This is a genomic window from Armatimonadota bacterium (genome assembly GCA_013314775.1).
Lineage (GTDB): Bacteria > Armatimonadota > Zipacnadia > Zipacnadales > JABUFB01 > JABUFB01.
In genome coordinates this window covers 1,098,644-1,115,643 of record JABUFB010000008.1, presented here as the reverse complement: position 1 = coordinate 1,115,643, position 17,000 = coordinate 1,098,644, and the positions used below count along the sequence as shown (strand labels likewise).

The 17,000-nt window shown below is 63.1% G+C and carries 14 protein-coding genes; 4 read left to right on the top strand and 10 right to left on the bottom strand.

The window, feature by feature from the left end:
• Positions 1 to 21: 21 nt before the first annotated feature.
• Positions 22 to 1,950: a hypothetical protein gene (locus tag HPY44_11370; protein NSW56608.1), complete on the top strand. Its 1,929-nt coding sequence runs from the start codon at positions 22 to 24 to the stop codon at positions 1,948 to 1,950.
• An 85-nt stretch (positions 1,951 to 2,035) separates the two neighbouring features.
• Positions 2,036 to 2,809 (top strand): hypothetical protein, encoded by a 774-nt coding sequence (locus tag HPY44_11365; GenBank protein NSW56607.1) that lies wholly within the window; start codon positions 2,036 to 2,038, stop codon positions 2,807 to 2,809.
• A 116-nt stretch (positions 2,810 to 2,925) separates the two neighbouring features.
• On the opposite strand, the gene HPY44_11360 is transcribed toward HPY44_11365, so the two are convergent.
• Entirely contained in the window at positions 2,926 to 4,233 is a 1,308-nt protein-coding gene (locus tag HPY44_11360) for a hypothetical protein (GenBank protein ID NSW56606.1), read from the bottom strand.
• 313 nt (positions 4,234 to 4,546) lie between these two features.
• On the opposite strand from HPY44_11360, the gene HPY44_11355 reads away from it, so the two are divergent.
• Entirely contained in the window at positions 4,547 to 6,358 is a 1,812-nt protein-coding gene (locus HPY44_11355) for an exo-alpha-sialidase (protein ID NSW56605.1), read from the top strand.
• Between the two features lie 29 nt (positions 6,359 to 6,387).
• On the opposite strand, the gene folE is transcribed toward HPY44_11355, so the two are convergent.
• Genes folE through HPY44_11330 form a run of 5 tightly spaced genes read right to left on the bottom strand, consistent with a single transcriptional unit; the run spans position 6,388 to position 8,918 of the window.
• Positions 6,388 to 6,957, bottom strand: coding sequence for a GTP cyclohydrolase I FolE (folE, locus tag HPY44_11350; protein ID NSW56604.1), 570 nt, complete (start codon positions 6,955 to 6,957; stop codon positions 6,388 to 6,390).
• Positions 6,947 to 7,468 carry a 2-amino-4-hydroxy-6-hydroxymethyldihydropteridine diphosphokinase gene (gene folK, locus HPY44_11345; GenBank protein NSW56603.1) on the bottom strand — a complete coding sequence of 174 codons (522 nt, stop codon included), beginning with the start codon at positions 7,466 to 7,468 and terminating at the stop codon, positions 6,947 to 6,949. Before folK ends, folE begins: the two co-directional genes overlap by 11 nt.
• Before the next feature lie 5 nt (positions 7,469 to 7,473).
• Positions 7,474 to 7,827 (bottom strand): dihydroneopterin aldolase, encoded by a 354-nt coding sequence (locus HPY44_11340; protein NSW56602.1) that lies wholly within the window; start codon positions 7,825 to 7,827, stop codon positions 7,474 to 7,476.
• Position 7,828: 1 nt separating this feature from the next.
• Positions 7,829 to 8,569, bottom strand: coding sequence for an SDR family oxidoreductase (locus HPY44_11335; protein ID NSW56601.1), 741 nt, complete (start codon positions 8,567 to 8,569; stop codon positions 7,829 to 7,831).
• 37 nt (positions 8,570 to 8,606) lie between these two features.
• Complete coding sequence (locus HPY44_11330; protein ID NSW56600.1) at positions 8,607 to 8,918, bottom strand: 4a-hydroxytetrahydrobiopterin dehydratase; 312 nt, start codon at positions 8,916 to 8,918, stop codon at positions 8,607 to 8,609.
• Between the two features lie 401 nt (positions 8,919 to 9,319).
• Between HPY44_11330 and HPY44_11325 the strand changes: the two genes are divergently transcribed.
• Positions 9,320 to 11,185 (top strand): hypothetical protein, encoded by a 1,866-nt coding sequence (locus HPY44_11325; protein ID NSW56599.1) that lies wholly within the window; start codon positions 9,320 to 9,322, stop codon positions 11,183 to 11,185.
• A gap of 60 nt (positions 11,186 to 11,245) precedes the next feature.
• Here HPY44_11325 and HPY44_11320 read toward each other — a convergent pair whose 3' ends face one another.
• The 4 genes from HPY44_11320 to HPY44_11305 form a co-directional block, all read right to left on the bottom strand.
• Positions 11,246 to 11,560 (bottom strand): pyrimidine/purine nucleoside phosphorylase, encoded by a 315-nt coding sequence (locus HPY44_11320; protein ID NSW56598.1) that lies wholly within the window; start codon positions 11,558 to 11,560, stop codon positions 11,246 to 11,248.
• A gap of 107 nt (positions 11,561 to 11,667) precedes the next feature.
• Entirely contained in the window at positions 11,668 to 12,870 is a 1,203-nt protein-coding gene (locus tag HPY44_11315; protein NSW56597.1) for an anhydro-N-acetylmuramic acid kinase, read from the bottom strand.
• Between the two features lie 95 nt (positions 12,871 to 12,965).
• Complete coding sequence (locus HPY44_11310; protein NSW56596.1) at positions 12,966 to 14,438, bottom strand: hypothetical protein; 1,473 nt, start codon at positions 14,436 to 14,438, stop codon at positions 12,966 to 12,968.
• Positions 14,439 to 14,713: 275 nt separating this feature from the next.
• Positions 14,714 to 16,978 (bottom strand): serine hydrolase, encoded by a 2,265-nt coding sequence (locus tag HPY44_11305; protein NSW56595.1) that lies wholly within the window; start codon positions 16,976 to 16,978, stop codon positions 14,714 to 14,716.
• Positions 16,979 to 17,000 lie beyond the last annotated feature (22 nt).

The following is a 17,000-nucleotide window of genomic DNA, read 5'->3' as shown; positions in this document are numbered from 1 at the left end:
CCACAGTCGTGCTCAATCGGAATGAGCAGTGCCAACTCTCCTGAACGTGACTGGTCTCCCGGCGGGATGAGCCTGCGCGCAGTCCTCCTGGGACTGGCGCTGGTTCCGGTGAACGTCTATTGGATCGCGCAGATGGAGCGCAACCGGCAGACGGCCTTCCCCACCGTCTTCTCCCTGTTCTTCAATGCTGTCTTCTGCCTGCTGGTGCTGCGCTTCGCGAACGCGCTGGCCCGTCGCCTGTCTCCGCGTCTCGCGTTTCGCCCTTCCGAACTCCTGCTGGTCTACTCCATGGTCTGCATCAGTTCCGCCATCTCGGGCATCGACTTCATCCAGACCCTTATGCCCTTGTTCAGCTACTCATTCTGGATGGCCGGACCCGAGAACAAGTGGGAGGAGATCCTCAACCCGCACCTGCCCACCTGGCTTACAGTCCAGGACAAGGGCATCCTCAAGGGCTACTACGAGGGCGGTTCCACCTTCTACCAGCCCGAGGTGATCTCCGCCTGGCTCGGCCCGGTGCTGGTGTGGACACTCTTCATCGCGCTGCTGCTCTTGGTGATGTTTTGCCTCAACGTCCTCATCAGACGGCGCTGGCTGGATGGCGAGCACCTGGACTGCCCGCTTGTTCACCTGCCCCTGGAGATCGCACAGCCCCAGTCCAGGCTGGCGCGCAGCAGGGCGTTCTGGATGGGCTTCGGGCTGGCGGCGTCAGTCGAGATCTGGAACGCCCTGGCTTTCCACTACCCGTCAATGCCGATGATCCCCATCTTCGAGCAGGACATGGGGCACTACTTTCGGGGCAGGCCATGGAACGCGGTGGGCTGGATGCCCCGGTCTTTCTACCCGTTTCTGATCGGCCTGGGCTACCAGATGCCCAATGACTTCCTATTTTCGTCCTGGTTCTTCTACCTGCTTTGGAAGGCTGCGCTGGTGCTGAGCGCCGGTCTGGGCCTGAACCAGATCCGTGGGTTCCCTTTCGCGAACCACCAGGGCTTCGGCGCGTACGTGCTCTTCGCGGCATATGGCCTGTGGTTGGGTCGGGGGCATCTGAAGCAGGTCTGGGATACGGTCCTGGGCCTGCCGTCGCGGCTGAAGGATGATGATGAGCCCCTGCCGTACCGCCTCGCTGCCCTGGGACTGCTCATCGGGTTTGGCGGGCTGATCTGGTTCGCCGTCTCCCTGGGGATGCGTCTGATTACGGCCGTCGGGGTCTTCGGCATCTACTACATCCTGTCCCTTGCGATCACCCGGGTACGCGCCCAGTTTGGCACGCCGGTCCATGACCTGCACTTCACCGGTCCCGATGTCATCCTGTCCTCGGTCTTCGGCCCCCGCGCCTTCCCGACCAAAGACCTGACCAGCATGGGCATGCTTTCGTGGTTCAGCAGCATCTTCCGCAGCCACCCGATGCCCCACCAGATGGAGGGCATTCGTTTGCAGGAGCTGACTGGCGGCAAGTCCAGGGGGATCGGTATGGCGCTGATGCTCGCTGGAGTGGTCGGGTCTCTCGCCGCCTTCTGGAGCTTCCTGCACATCTATTATGATGTGGGCGCTCTCGCCAAAGGTGGCCGGTTCAACCTCTGGGCATTTACGACCATGGACAACTGGCTCAAGGCGCCGCAGGGCCCGCAATGGGCCTCGATTCCAGCCATCGGCTTCGGCCTGGGATTCGCGTTCTTCCTGCAGACCATGCGGATGCGCTACGTGAACTGGCCCTTCCACCCGCTGGGCTACGCGATTTCAGGCAATATCCAGATGAACCACGCCTGGATGCCGCTTCTCACCGCCTGGGTGCTGAAAACTGCCATCGCCAAGTACGGAGGACACCGGTTGGCCCAGAGGTCTCAGCCTTTCTTCCTCGGGCTGATCCTCGCGGACTTCGTGGTTGTCAGCGTCCTGAACATTGTCAGCATTGCGCTGCACATTCCCTGCTACCGGTTCGTGGACTAATCCCCGATGACTTCGGGGGAGGAATCGGGGGGGCGCATGGTGAATGATCTCCAGGGAGCGCTCCCGACCGAAAGGACGAACCCGCATGGCTGCTGCCACGATGTTGCCGACCTTCCAGGTGGAAGGCGCCGCTTTCACGAAGATGATTCTCGGCCACAACCCTTTGCTCGGATACTCCTACCTGAGCAATGCGCGGGCAAAGGAGTACGCGGAGCGCTTTCGCACATTCGAGCCGATCCGCGATGTCATTGTGGCCGCCCTCAGTGCGGGGGTGCGCAGCATCATGTGCAGCCCCGGCAACGAACAGTGCGACAAGGTGGCCCAGGCAGTAGAGGCGGCTCAGGAACTGACCGGCATCGAGATGGCCAACTTTGTCATCGTCGGCGCGGAAATTCCGGCGCAACTGGACTTCCTCAAGCGCGTGAATTGCCGGGTCTGCCTGGTACACGGGCAGGTTACAGACTCGATGTTCTGGCGATCCGAGTGGACCTTCAGGCCGGAGTTTTCCGAACTGCTCGCAAACATCCGCGCCGCCGGGTTCATTCCGGGCATGTCCAGCCACAACGGCGGCGAGACGGTGCCCATCGCCGAGAAGTTCGACGTGCAGGTCATCAACACGCCGATAAACAAGATCGCCTGGCGCATGTGCCCGTGTGTCGAACAGGTGCTGGATGTGGTGCGCAAGTCCAGCAGGAAGATCATCGCCATGAAGCCGCTGGCAATGGGCCGGGTCGCACCCCAGGAAGGCATCGAGTACGCGCTGAGTGTTCCCGGCGTGGATGGCGTCTGCGTCGGCATCGCCACGCCGGCGGAAGCTGAGGAAACCTTTGGCATCGCGGCGCAGGTGTTTGGGGCGTAGAAACGTCGCTTCGGCCGGCTTCACCCCTCACGTCCGGATGGGGCAGTATATCTCCTGTTCCCGCTGCCCCATCCGGGGTGTTTGGAATCCCGTGTCGAGGGCGGGACGCAGGGCTACTACTGGATCTCCAGCACCGTCCCGTCGCCGGCTTCCAGTGTCAGCACAATATTCCCCTCCACTCCCGGTTTCAGCTCCAGGCCGGTGCGCAGATCCTTCAGCCCTTTCTCGGCACCCGTCAACGTCAACTCCTGCCTGTTGTCGGTGTCGTCATTCACTACCACCGCCAGGGTCTTCCCATCCGCGGTTTTCAGTATCCCCACCCAGCCCGGTGCGCTCACTTGCACTGGCCAGATGTCCAGCGGCTTCGCGCCCTGGAGCACCGGCAGCAGCTTGCGTACCTCGGCGAAGGCCTTCCCCAGGGCCTCGTACTGCTGGGTGGCAGAACCGTCCGGACGGATAAGCCCGCCGCTCATGTGCAGGGCAGTCTCTTCGGTGGCCTTCATGCTCTCAGGGAAGGTCGTGCCCGTGTACGGCGGCTTGTCCGCATTGTCGCTCACCGGTGGCTCGTGGACGTAGAAGATCACCGCCTGTGCTCCCAGACCGAGCGCGCTCCAGATCTGCCAGCGCGTCTCGCCCACGGTGGGAGCGCGCCAGTGGAGTACGCCACCGGGCAGGATGGTCATGTCGCCTTTCTCGTCATACTTCCACGGTCCCCAGATGTCCGCGAACATCTGGGGCATGATCCACGGTGTCTTGTGGTTCTCGTGAGCCACCTTCACCGTGTTCGCAACCTGCGTGCGATACCAGTTGCGCGATACCCGGGCCGGATTGGGCCCGTTAGGGTTCTTGTCGGAGAAGAACGGGTACACGTCGGTGCAAGGGAAAGGGAACCCGGTCTCTCGGGCGTAGGTTGGAGTGTCGGGCCACATGGTGACCACGATGCCCGGCTGTTTCGCGCCCCATTCGGCGAACTTGAGGCGGAACTGCTCCATCTCGGCGACGATGTCCTTGCGCGGCTCATCGCACAGCGCCCAGGCGATCACTGCGGGGCTGTCCCCCGCAGCTTCCAGGGCGGCTTTCGACTGCTTCTCCAGGTATTCCCAGTTGTTCCGCCGCCAATCGATGTTGTAGTGCAATTCGCTGAGCGCAGGGATTAGCCGCATTCCCCGGGCCGCGCAGCGTTCCGCCAGCGGGCCGAGGTCCTTTATGTTGAGATTGACCACCCAGACGGTGTCCACGTTGTGGGCCTGCATATCCTCCAGGCGCTGGTCTACGAGTTGCCACTTGTCCATATTCAGGCGCTGAGCATGCCCGCAAAGCCTTTCCCAGGGCCAGTAGACCCCCAGTGGGAAGGGATTGACATTCTCGGCGGCGCAGCCGATTGTGCCAATGCAAAGGGCGACAAGAAGACACAAGCGCCACATGGCAGGCTCCTTGAGGTGCGATGAATTCCGGGGCGGTTTTGCCCTCTGCCCGGTGAGCAGTAACCAGCCACAATTCCGGCTCTGTGCCGTCCTCACCTCCCAGCGTTCATGTGCACAAGGTCAGGGGCGACGCATTGGGGAATGCTACAGAGCTTTCCGCGGTTCTGCTCGCGTGAGCCATACCAGGGGAGCCGAATCGGTGATCCGCTCTGCTCCGACTGCTTGCTTCGTACTCACACTTCTCTCGCTCACCGGCGAGCTGAGTTCTGCTGCTCGGGCGGATACGCTGACGACAGCAAAGGGGAAGACGTCGATGACCACTGCGCACCAGACCGCAATACCGGACCCGCGCCATATTGCCAACGGCTGGGTAATACCCACCGACTCGTACAGCGACCAGCCGTACATTGTGCAGACTGACGACGGCGCGTGGTTGTGTTGCGTGACCACCGGCGCCGGGCATGAGGGCGCCCCAGGGCAGCACGTAACCACTATGCGCAGCACCGACCGGGGCCGCACATGGTCCACGCCGGTTCCAGTCGAGCCCCCCGGTGGGCCGGAAGCATCCTACGCGGTCATGCTCAAAGTGCCATCGGGCCGGGTCTATATCTTCTACAACCACAACACTGACCAGGTGCGCGAGGTCAAGCGCCACGACGGCAAGGGCGTCTTCAGCCGGGTGGATTCCCTGGGGCATTTCGTCTGCAAGTACAGCGACGACCACGGGAAGTCCTGGTCTGCCGAGCGCTACGACATTCCTGTTCGCGAGTTCGCCTGCGACCGCGAAAACGTCTATGGCGGGGCCTTGCGCTTCTTCTGGAACGTGGGCAAGCCGTTCATTCACGACGGGGCGGCCTTCGTCTCCCTGCACAAGGTGGGGAAGATGGGGGAGGGGTTCTTCGCCCAGTCCGAGGGCGTCCTGCTCAAGAGTGACAACATCCTCAGCGAGATGGATCCCGCGAAGCTCAACTGGGAAACACTGCCGGACGGCGACATCGGTCTGCGCACCCCTCCCGGCGGCGGGCCGGTAAGTGAGGAGCAGAGCTACTGCGTGCTCAGCGACGGCTCCTTCTACTGCGTCTACCGGTCCATCGATGGATACCCGGTGGAGACCTACAGCCGCGACGGCGGGCATACCTGGACCACTCCGCGATACAAGCGTTTCGATGACGGCCGGCTCATGAAACACCCGCGGGCGGCGAACTTCGCCTGGAAGTGCGCCAACGGCAAGTACCTGTACTGGTTCCACAATCACGGCGGCAAGTTCATCGGTGAGAATCCCAACGCCCTGAACATCGCCTACAACGACCGCAACCCTGTCTGGCTCTGCGGAGGGGAGGAGATTGACACCCCCGATGGGCGGGAGATCCGCTGGACGCAGCCGGAGGTCGTGCTCTACGACGACGATCCTTTCGTCCGCATGAGCTATCCGGATTTCATCGAAGACGGCGGGCGGTATTTCCTCACCGAGACCCAGAAGCAGGTGGCTCGGGTGCACGAAGTGGATCCCGCGCTACTCGACGGCCTCTGGGGGCAGTTTGAGAACGCCACCGCTACGACCCAAGGGCAGCTGCTCGATGTCCGGCAACCCATGCCTGGTGCCGTTTCGCTGCCCGCCCTGCCCGAGTTCCTTACACGGGACAACACCCGGCCCGATTACGGCACGAAGGACCTTCGCGCTGGGTTCACGGTGGATGCGTGGCTGCAGCTATCTAGCCTGGAAGCAGGCCAGACGCTTCTCGACGCGCGCGATGAGACCGGTCACGGCTGGGCACTGACCACCTCGGATCGAGGCACGGTGCGGATCATCCTCAACGATGGCCGGACGGAAAACTCGTGGGACTGCGACCCTGGCCTGCTGACCCCGGGCACTGTCCACCACGTGGTCGCCATCGTTGACGGTGGCCCGAAGCTGATTCTGTTTGTGGTGGATGGGAAGCTGTGCGATGGGGGAGACTGCCGCCAGTTCGGCTGGGGACGCTACAACCCGAACCTGCGGGACGTGAACGGCGCAAGCCGCGTAGTCATCGGCAGGACAGTGCGCGGCCTGCGCATTTACGGTCGGGCACTGCGGGTGTCCGAGGCGATCGGAAACCACAAGGCCGGCCTGCTCAGCGGAGACTGAGAGCGCCGTTCCGGGCCGTGAGACGGCCATCAGAAGTCGCGATGCCGGCCGATGAGTGACAGGAACTCGGCGCGGGTCGCCTCGTCATCGTGGAAGCTGCCGAGGACCGATGATGTGGTCATCATGGAGTTTTGCTTCTCCACGCCGCGCATCATCATGCACAGGTGCTTCGCCTCGATGATGACGCCAACTCCCTCGGCATTGATGCTGTCCATGATCGCCCGCGCGATCTGTTCGGTGAGGCGTTCCTGGATCTGCAACCGCCTTGCATACATGTCCACCATGCGAGCGATCTTGCTGAGACCGAAGACCTTGCCGTCGGAGATGTAGCCCACATGGCAGCGCCCATAGAAGGGCAGCATGTGGTGCTCACACATGCTGTACAGCTCGATGTCCCGGACGATGACCATGTTGTTTGTGTCCTGTGTGAACACCGCCTGGTTGATCACTTCCTCCAGGTCCATGCGGTAACCCGAGGTCAGGAACTCGTAGGCTCGCGCCACCCGGTCGGGGGTCTTCAGCAGGCCCTCGCGGTCCGGATCTTCTCCCAGTTCCGTCAGCAATTCCCTGATCAGCGCCCGCACTCTCTCATGGTTCATTACTGATGCTCCTCCTCAGCAGGTTCGTGAACTCCCAGAGGGGCTCCATCTTCTCATTGTCCATCCGTGTGGCGATTTGGGCCAGTGTCTCACAGCCACCGGGCAAGACCATCTCTGGTGCGAGTTCCGCTAACGGCACCGCGAGAAAAGCCCGCGACTTGATGTCCGGGTCGGGGATGACCAGATTCGGCTCGGATACCACCAGGTCCCCATAGAGCGCGATGTCCAGGTCAATGGTGCGCGGGGCATACCTGTCCGCCGTGCGCACCCGCCCCAGTTCGCCCTCGATGCCTCGCAGCAGCTCGAACTTCAGCACGCGCGGCCCCAGATCAGTCTCGATCAGGAACGCCCCATTGTAGAACGGGTCCTGGTCCAGCGCTCCGATCGGTTCCGTGCGGTAGACGGTGGATACCGCGATGACGCGCACGGCTGCGGCCAGCAGGTCCAGTGCACGCGGCACGTTGGTCTCCGGCGCTATGTTCGAGCCGAAAGCGATGAAGACGCGGGCCACGGTGCTTACTCGCGCCTCCGGGTGATGCGGATGCCGACCGTTCGTGCGAACCGCAACGCCGAAGGCTTGTGAACCGTCACCTGCGCCTCGACCACCCGGGGGTTCTTCAGGCAGATGTCGGCAATTGCTTCAGCCAGCGCCTCGACCAGGAAGAACTCGGACTTCTCAACCATGGCAAAAACCTGCTTCTTGATGCTACGATAGTCCACCGCATCCGCGAAATCATCGCTGCGCCCTGCCTTGCGTGAGTCATGCCCGAGCACAATGTTGATGACCACATCCTGCTTCTCCCGGCGCTCATCCTCATTGATACCGATAATGCAGCGCGCAAGCAGATCCTCAATCAGGATGTAGTCCATGTCAGGCTCCTTCGAGGTGGGCGCCGCCGTCCACGAACACGGTCTGTCCCGTGATGTAGTGGCTGTCGATGAGGAAGAGCATGGCCCGGACAATATCCTGGGGCCCACCGTGGCGTTTGAGCGGAACTGTCTCGGCCAGCCGCTGGAGATAAGCCTGGTCCTGACCGGGTGGCGGCAGGATCAGGCCGGGCGCGATGGCGTTCACCGTGACCTTCGGCGCATACTCCAGCGCGGTCATCCGGGTGAGAACTGCCAGCGCGTGCTTACTGAGGATGTAAGGGACGTGGGCGAAATCGTAGCCTGCAACGCGGGTGTCCAGCAGGTTGATGATCCTGCCCTCCACTCCCTGAGCGGCAAAGGCGCGGCTCAGCACGAATGGCGCCCAGGCATTGATCGCGGAGTTGCGGGTCAAGTCGTCGAAGGTCGCGTCCTGCATGTCGGCTGGTTCAAAGATCGAGGCGCTGTTGATCAGGACACTGACCGGGCCCGCCGTTTCGCGAGCTCTGCGCATCAACCCTTCAGCTTCCTGTGGAACGGAAAGGTCCGCGGCAACGGCCCATGCGCCGACCTTCAATTCCCCGCTCAGTCTCCTGCAAAGTCCCTCGGCATCCTCCGCCGACGTGTGATAATGAACCACCACGTTGCAGCCACGCTCGGCCAGGGCCAAAGCGCAGTGCATCCCGAGACGCTTCGCCGCACCGGTGACAAGCGCCGTCGCGCCCTTGAGTTCAAAACGGGTCATCGTATGCTACTCCGGGGCCGCTTGGCGCCTGGAAGGATCAAGACCCAGCGTGTCGGTCGATCCGTGCGGCCAGGATGAAGTCATTGCGGGACAGTCCGCCGATCTTGTGGGTGGACAGAGACAGGCTTACCTTGTTGTACGAGATGGTGATGTCCGGGTGGTGGTCCGCCGCTTCAGCCTCGTCCGCGACATTGTTGACGAAGGCCATGGCCTCTGCAAAGTTCGCAAACTTGAGCTTGCGGGTGATCTTATCTCCTTCGATGGTCCATTCCGGGATATACTGGGAGAGCTCGCGCACCTCGTCTTCGTCCAACGGGGACGCCTCGCGCCCGATCTCCTCAATTGGCATGTCAGCGAGATTCATCATTCCACCTCCTACATATGCCAGGCGGTGAAAGGCGTGGGAATGGATCATACAGAGAACATTCACCAGGCTCCGGTGTCTGACCTTCCTGGCACGGAGGGTACGAGAAGGTCTGCCTCGACCAGCGAGCGCTGCCGGGCTTGCGGACTTGAATGAGAATAGTGTACACAATGGCCGAGTAACGTATTGGAAAGAGGGGAGAAGCAAGCGGCTTCCGTCCATTGCGGTCGGTGAGATGACGGCCGACAATCGACCCGCGGCCGCGGTTGGAGACCGCCGCTGGACAGTCTGGACGCAATCTTGCTGCACTCGGTCAGACGGGTTCAGGCAATCGATATCCTGCTACAGCACGGACCGCCGATGCGGCCGGACACAGGAGGCTCAAGATGCGAGTTGGATTGGCTCTGCTGCTTGCAGCCCTTACCCTCACTGCCCCTGCTCAGGACCTTCAAGAGACATGGGATGCCTGCCGCGAGAAGCTGGGCACGCCGGATGATCCCTACCGTATTCTCGTGGATAAGGTGCTCATGGCTCACAACAACTGGGTCATGGAGCCGGAGCACGTGGCGGAAATCAAGGCCGCGGGATTTAACGTGGTGGTCCCCCGCATCGGTGCAGACGACAACGAACGTGTGGAGCGCGTTGCGCGCATGGCCATGGACCAGGGAATGTTCTACATGCCCTGGATCCGCGGCACCCGCGTGGAGACTGGTGACCCCAAGCTCAGGCTCACCGACTCTGCCGGGCGCTACGGCCGACTCGCCAGCCCGAACGCCGACGCTCTGTGGGACTACTGGCGTGACCGCATCCTCTTCTACGCCCGCCTGTCCGTGGATGTGCCCTCCGTCATGGGCGTTTTCCTGGACTTTGAGAACTACGACGATTCGCGGGTTGGCGGCGGGATGTGCTACTCGCTGTCCTACGACCAGCCAGTGCTGGAGCGCTTTGCCGAGGCCCAGGGGATTGACTTGCCCGACCCGCTCCCGGCGGACCGCGCGGCCTGGCTGGAGGAACAGGGCCTGACCCGGGCCTTCCATGACTTCCAGGTGGGCGCTTGGCGCGCACGCGCCCGGGAACTGCGCCGGGCCGTGGACGAACTCAACCCGCGCTTCCAGTTCGTTGTCTACCCGGCCAGCCAGTCCCTGTTCATCAGGGAGGCTGTCTGGCGCGAGTGGCACACCGAGCAGGCCCCGCTGGTGATGGCCGAAGTGGAGACCTACTGGCGGCATGCTTATGACCTTGGGGCGGCTCTCAACCGTCTGCGTGATGTCATGCGGAAGACCCGGGCGGCGCTGGATGAGATAGACCCGAGTATTCGCTACATGGCGGGCCTTGATCCCATCGTTCTGGGCGCGAACCCCGAATTCGAGGGCAAGAGCGCGGTACTCGGCGCCGAGCTCAGCCACGGCTACTGGGTCTTCTACGAGGGCCCGGACTATGAGACCACCCACCGGGACTACTTCGCCTGGTTCAAGCGCGCCAATGATCTCATCAAGAAGCGCGACTTCTCGCTCTGGCGCGAGCCGGCGGAGACCCCAAACCCGCTGGAAGAGCACATCGCCAGGGAGGCACGCCGCGTTGCTGGAGCGGACCTGGTGCCCTTCAGCACAGGCCCGGTACCCGAGGACGCACTTGGACGGGTCTTCACCCACCGCCCGACAGCCACATACGTCGCGCTCCTCAAGCAGGGCGAGCACTTGCAAGGGCAACTCGTGGCGCTGCAACACGCCCACATTATCGACGGGAGCGTGGCCGTCATCGTTGCGCCCTCCGGTACGATTGTGGGAACCGTCCACGCTGATATCGGCCGGCCTGCGCCCATCGACATCGTGGCCCCGGAAGACGGTGTCTACGGGATTGCAGTCACCAGTGGCCACGGCAAGGGGCAACTGAAGCTCACCAACAGGTACGTGTGTCTCGCGGGTCCAAGGGCCACGCTGGTGGGCAACCAGCCCCCGGCCTTTCTCGCGCCCAATCCTGGGGCTGGGGAGATTGCACTGAAGGTCGCCGCCCAGACCTCTGGTGAGCACATGCAGGTCACTTTCAGAGCCCCGGACGGAACGGTGATCTTCTCGGGCAATACGCAAGATGCGGCTGATGGGGTGAGCCTCAATCTGCGCGGTGAAGTAGGAGAGAACGGGGGGGCGTGGTCCGTGGAGTTGACGCAGGTCGTGGAGGACATCATACTCGACCTTCACGGCTGCCAGCCGCGCCTCGCCACCCACCCGGGCCGTCTGCTGACGGCTCCTTGATGGTTATGTGTCCCACCGGGCCCGGGCGGTCGCTTACTCCCTGGCCCGGTGGGTTCGCCCCTATTGGAGGTAGGAGCAGCAGTAGTCGGTGACCGTGGCCACGCGAAGCTGGAACCGCGAGTTCGCCGGCACCTCGAAGCTCTGCCCGCCGGTGATGGCTATCCAGTCGTCGCTGCCCGGGAGCTTGACCTCAAGATCGCCCGACATGATCTCCATGACTTCCTTCTCCGCCGTCCCGAAGTCGTAGTCGCCCGGCAGCATGATGCCCAGCGTCTTCTTCCGGCCATCGGGGAAGATGACGGTGCGGCTGGTCACCTTGCCGTCGAAGTAGACGTTTGCCTGCTTCACTACAGTGACGCCCTCGAACTGACTCATGCCTCAAAGCCTCCCGGCCCGGATTTGGATTGGCACCCTGTTATAGCAGCCCGAACCGGTCTTGGCCAGACTCGAAAGTCGCATCTGAGGACCCGACGCGGCCGAACTCACGCAGGCACGATCTTGCCGAGTACTCGCGGGCCTGCCGCGCCGGTTGCCGCGGGCACGTTACCCGGAAGGCCCAGAAGACACTCCCGGGCAAGAAACGCGAAGGCCATGGCCTCCTTCGCATCCGACGGTATCCCAAATGCATCGCTCAGCCGAATGGTTACGGCTGCATGCCGCGCGACGGCGTCCATGAGTGTGGTATTGTGCACGCCCCCTCCGGACGCGATCACTTCCCACGGGGATTGGGTCGTGCCTTGTACTCCGGCGATGGCCTCGCCGATGGCCCGTCCGCACGCCTCAGTGATTGACGCCAGCACATCCTCCACATGAAGTCCGGGGAACTGCGCGAGTGCCTTAGTGACAAAGTGTTCCCCGAATTCTTCCCTCCCGCAAGAGCGTGGCAGTGGCTGAGCGAAAAACTCATGGCCCAGCACCCAGTCCACCATCTCCAGGCACACCGTGCCCGCCGCGGCCACTTGCCCATTCTCGTCATATCCCGGTCCGTCCGGCACCAGCAGTCTCATCGCTGCATCCAGCGGCATGTTGCCAGGGCCGATGTCGAAGGCCCGAACCTGCCCCTCTGCTGCTCCCGCAGGCAGAAGAGTTACGTTGGCGATCCCGCCAATGTTCAGGGCCGCGCGGTTGATGCTGTCGGATCGCAAGAAGGCATAGTCGAAGTGGGGGACGAGTGGCGCGCCCTGCCCTCCGGCAGCCACATCTCGCACCCGGAAGTCGCAGACAACCTGGATGCTTGTGCGCTCCGCGATGACCGCCGCCTCACCGATCTGCAGCGTGGCCGACACTGCATCGTTTCCAGTTCTCGGGGGGAGATGCGCCACGGTGTGGCCGTGGCTGCCGATTGCCAGCACCTCCGCAGCGCCCAGTCCGGCAGCTTGCATAACCGTCACCGCCGCATCCGCCATCAGGCCGCCCAGGGTGAAGTTGAGGCGGGCCAACTCAGCCACGGTTATCTCGCCCGAAGCGCACCGCAGAAGTTCCGCACGGTCTGCATCGCGATAGGGCACAGTAACGAAAGCCAGAAGCTCGATGCGCGGGATGTGCGCCGCTCCAGCTATGCGCACTGCTGCAGCATCCACTCCGTCCGTGGACGTGCCGGACATCAGGCCAATAAGGACATCTTCGCCGGCCAGGTTGCACCTCCGCCGCCATAGGGAAGTCTGGAATGCCGGGCCACTCGACATTCCGGAATGCCCCTCGCCCTGGTTTCAGTGGCCACGGTGCGGATTGGAGCGTGGGGCTCATGTCTTCCGCCACTCTCGCAGTGACGAACCCGTCGCTACTCCGCATTCCTCGGTTTGATCACGTCAGTCAGCACCGGCGGAACCGGGCCACGAGCATTGAACAGGCGGACCGGCCCGTGGTGATCGTCCAGTGTGTGCAGGATCTCACCTGTTACGGTGTCCACTGTCAGGGTGACAAGTTTCTCGCCCATGGCCCCCCATAGCAGCACGAAGCGCTTGTCGGCGCTGAGGTCTGTCTGCCGGACCTCGAAGCCTTCGATCTTTGCGACTGGGGTTCGCGCCCCAGTGAACCAAACGGTGGACACCCCGGTCACGGGCTTGTCGCCGGTTGTGTCGACCTCGACAGCCAGGGATTGGCTGCGGTTCAGCACCATTGCCGTGACTTCTGGGGAGCAATAGTCATTCGTTTCGCGCCAGGCTTCTCCCACCAGTTCGTAGTAAACGGGGCGCCCCTCCAGCTCGACCTTGGCGATTGGGTTGTCCAGGTCCCAAAACAGGCGCAAAGGCCGAGCGCCGTCGGGAAGGTCCAGGACCAGCGGCTCCTCACCTCCAGAGATGCTCCCTCGTGTCACCTGCCAGCCGGAGCCCACGATCCGGCGCGAGAAAGCGATCCACCGCGTGCCATCAGCGTTCACCGTAGCCTGTCCAAAGGAAAAGGCCCCTGCGAGCGTGACCGCCTCGTCGCGTTTGCCCGGCGCCAGGTAGAGAAGAACATGTCCGGAGCGCGAGGTGCGCCGTGTGGCGATCACCGAACCGTCATGCTGCGGATAGAACTCACTGACACCCGCGAGAATCGGCGTCGGGTTGGTTCCCGCGAGGGAGATGTGCATGAGGTTCCCGTTGAGGTTGGGCTCATTCATGATGGGCTCCACGTAGAGCGCGGAGAATGCCCAGGAGTCCAACGGTCCGCCGTACCGACAGGTATTGCCGGCGCAGGTGTACAGATAGTGCCTTCGCGGGCTCGCAAGCACCACTGCCTGCCCCTGCGTGAGCATCATCACATACGCCTCACCGGGCCGGGGCAACCCCAGCGAACCATCAGGGAACGTCAGCGGAGTCGCCGAAACGGCCTTGATGTCGGCCACCCGAATGCCCAGTCGTTCCGCAAGATCAGCGCGCGCCCGGTCGATCGCGCCACCCGTTGGCGCTGGCGCCTCGGGCGTTGCGCTGCTCTCCGGCAACCCAGCAAGGACCACGCGGCGGCCCATGTCGGTGTGGTATCGATACAGCTGTCCGGCGACATCCAGGATCACGCGGTAGCCTGGTGTGGGTCGGTCGCTCGCGCTCGCTTCATACCGTTCCACCCCCAGCGCTGAGGAGGGCCATTCGACCTTCTCAACCGACACCAGTATGATACTATCGACCGGTACTTCGAGCCGCCGGGCAAGTCTTTCCGCAGCGATCTGGACTATATCCGACGTCTGGGCCATCACCGTGCCGGCCAATGCGATGAGAAGCAACGTCGCCGCGACTGCACTCGTTCTCGCGAACTTTCGCCTGTTGAGCATCTTCTGTGCCTCCTGCGAGTTCCTCGTCCCTACATGCCGGGTGCTCTCGGCCTGCTTTGCTGACTGGCGAGGGACGGCTGACAGTTTGCGCGTATGCAGCTTCTGACGCAACTGCGCCTGAATACGTTCCGGGGAATACGGAAACGCCGGCCGGCTCTTGTAACTGTTTGTGTGTAACCGCAAGCTGATGCTGGACGACAGTGCCATTCTCCTGCTCGACAAGGGTATTCCGATCATGGAGAGGGCGATCAGGCCGGCCTGCCAGCGTCCCGTCCTCAGTCGTGACGACGAACCCGGACAACCGCCTCGGGACCAATGGTTGCCGGACGCTCGAACACAATGTCGCCGGCTGCCAGGGACACGCCGGTCTGCTGAAACTCTCGGCCACTCGCGCAGTCCATCCAGTCCACCGAGTACCTGCCTGCCGGCACATTGCGCAGCCCAAGCCCCGTTTCCGCGTGGGATGAGAAAGCCAGCCATCTGTCACCGGGGGCGGCAAGCACCCAATCGGTATCTCCAAGCGCCAACTCGTCATGCGGAGCGAGGGAACTGAAATCAGAACGCTCCAGGAACCGCCTGAGATATCCGCACGCGTACAGGTCATCGGGCGGTGTTCCCGCTACATCCATCTGCAGCACCATCACGTGGACCCCTGCCATGGCGCAGGCCCATATCCAGCGCCGCAGACTGGACCCCGTACCCATTCCCGCGCATTCCGACATGTTTAGGCTGTAGCGTCCCCCGGCCTCAATCCAGGCCTTCACGAGTCCCTCGTGAAGCTCCTCCGGCGACTGCGCATTGCGCTGAATAGAGAACTGGTCGATGTTCGGATCGTCGGCGAACTCCGCGAAGTCCAGCCCATCCAGCTTGTGCACCGCGACGGGATGGCGGTTCGGATCGGCCTGTTTGAGGATCGCCGCGATTTTGCGTACTCTCTCCGGGCGCAGCGCCTCCTGATATTCCTCGGCCACGCACCAGATCACGTTGCGGTACTTGCCGAAGCGTGCCGCCAGCGTACGCAGCAGATGGTTTTCGGGCTGCCCCACATCATCGCCGGTATTCCAGACTCTGACGCTGTCGTCGTAAATGAACAGAACCATGCAAATGTCAGCCTCGTCCGCTGCCGCGAACCACTGCTCCCACTGGTCCAGCAGGCGTTCATCCAGGCCTTTGCCCGGGTCGTGGTCGATGAACGGATTTTGGGTCGCATCTCCGTCGCCTCCGTGGGAACGGATCGCCTGCACATACAGGCAGTTCGCGCCGGTGGCCGCGAGCTTGCGGATGATCTGCATCTGGTCGCCGTCCCGGGTGCCGTCAGGGCGCAGGGCTCCGCGGTACAGGAAGTCCTCGGGGTCTCCCGGACCGCAGAGAACCAGCGGCTGCCCATGCTTCCTCACAATAGCCCCCGGCCGTGAGGGGTCGGTGGTAACCTGGTCGAACATGGGGTCGCGGTCAGTGCAGGCCTCCGTGAGCAGTTGCAGCGCCCGGTCCTGCGCTTCCCGCGAATCCACGCGCGCGTCGTTCCAGCTGACGATTGCGTCCAGGTTTGGGATTACCACCATCGCCCTGCGTCCGCCGTGGCCGAAAGCTCCGAAGGTATCGTGGGGAGCCTTCGGCCAGTTCCGCCGGCCCTCGCGATCCACCCCGTTCGTCCACCACAGGAAACTGTAGCTGCCCAGGTGGTCAGTCTGGTTGTCGGGTAGGCTTTTCGATCCCAGGCTGCGCTGTCCGGGGATCATCTCCGCCTCAGCCCCTGTCGTCCTGGGGATCGCGTTAGAAAGTGGGCTCCGGGTCGCCATCGCCACTGCCTCGGGCGAGAGAACCTGCGTCCCGTTCCACCGCCCTTCCCGCAGATACAGCAGCCCGAAGCGCGCGAAGTCTCGGGGCGAAATGCCCAGGCGACCGGGACGGTCCTTCGCCCCGAAAGCCAGGAAAGTGGGGGAGTCCTCGCAGCCGATTACCTCCGCCAGCAGGGGGCGCAGAACCTCATCGTCCATGGTCTCATGGCTCGCACCGTACACTCTCAGAAGGAGCGTGTCGAACAGCAGCGCCATGTGCCAGTCATTGTAGTCGTACGCGGTCCCCGGCGCTTCGCTCACTCCGTAGCAAGCGGTCTGATTGACCATGTGGCGCCATGTCATCGCCCGGTCCTTGTGGCCCAAAGCCGCGTTGATCGCATCCAGCCGGGGCTCGAAGTCGCGCACAGGTGAGTCGAGACCAGGAATGCGCCCGTCCTCCACGGCTTTCAGGATGAAGTGGGCATAGACGGGTTTCGCCGCCGAGGCCACGTCCCCCCGCCCAGCAATGTCGCCCCAGGAGTGGACCAGCGCCCCATGCCGAATGACGCAACCCCGGCCGCCCACCTGTTGGGCGAGTGCCGCGAGCTTGGCGGCATCCATGCCCATTTCCGCGGGCGATGCCGTCGGCCAGTGACGACCGGGCCACATTTCATCGCTGCTCGCGGCGCCGCACAGCATCAAAACGCCTCCGAAAACGAGGGTGCTTCGCACGAAGGTGAGGGCATGAGACCGCGTGGGCATCGTGGCACCTCTCCGGTTCCCG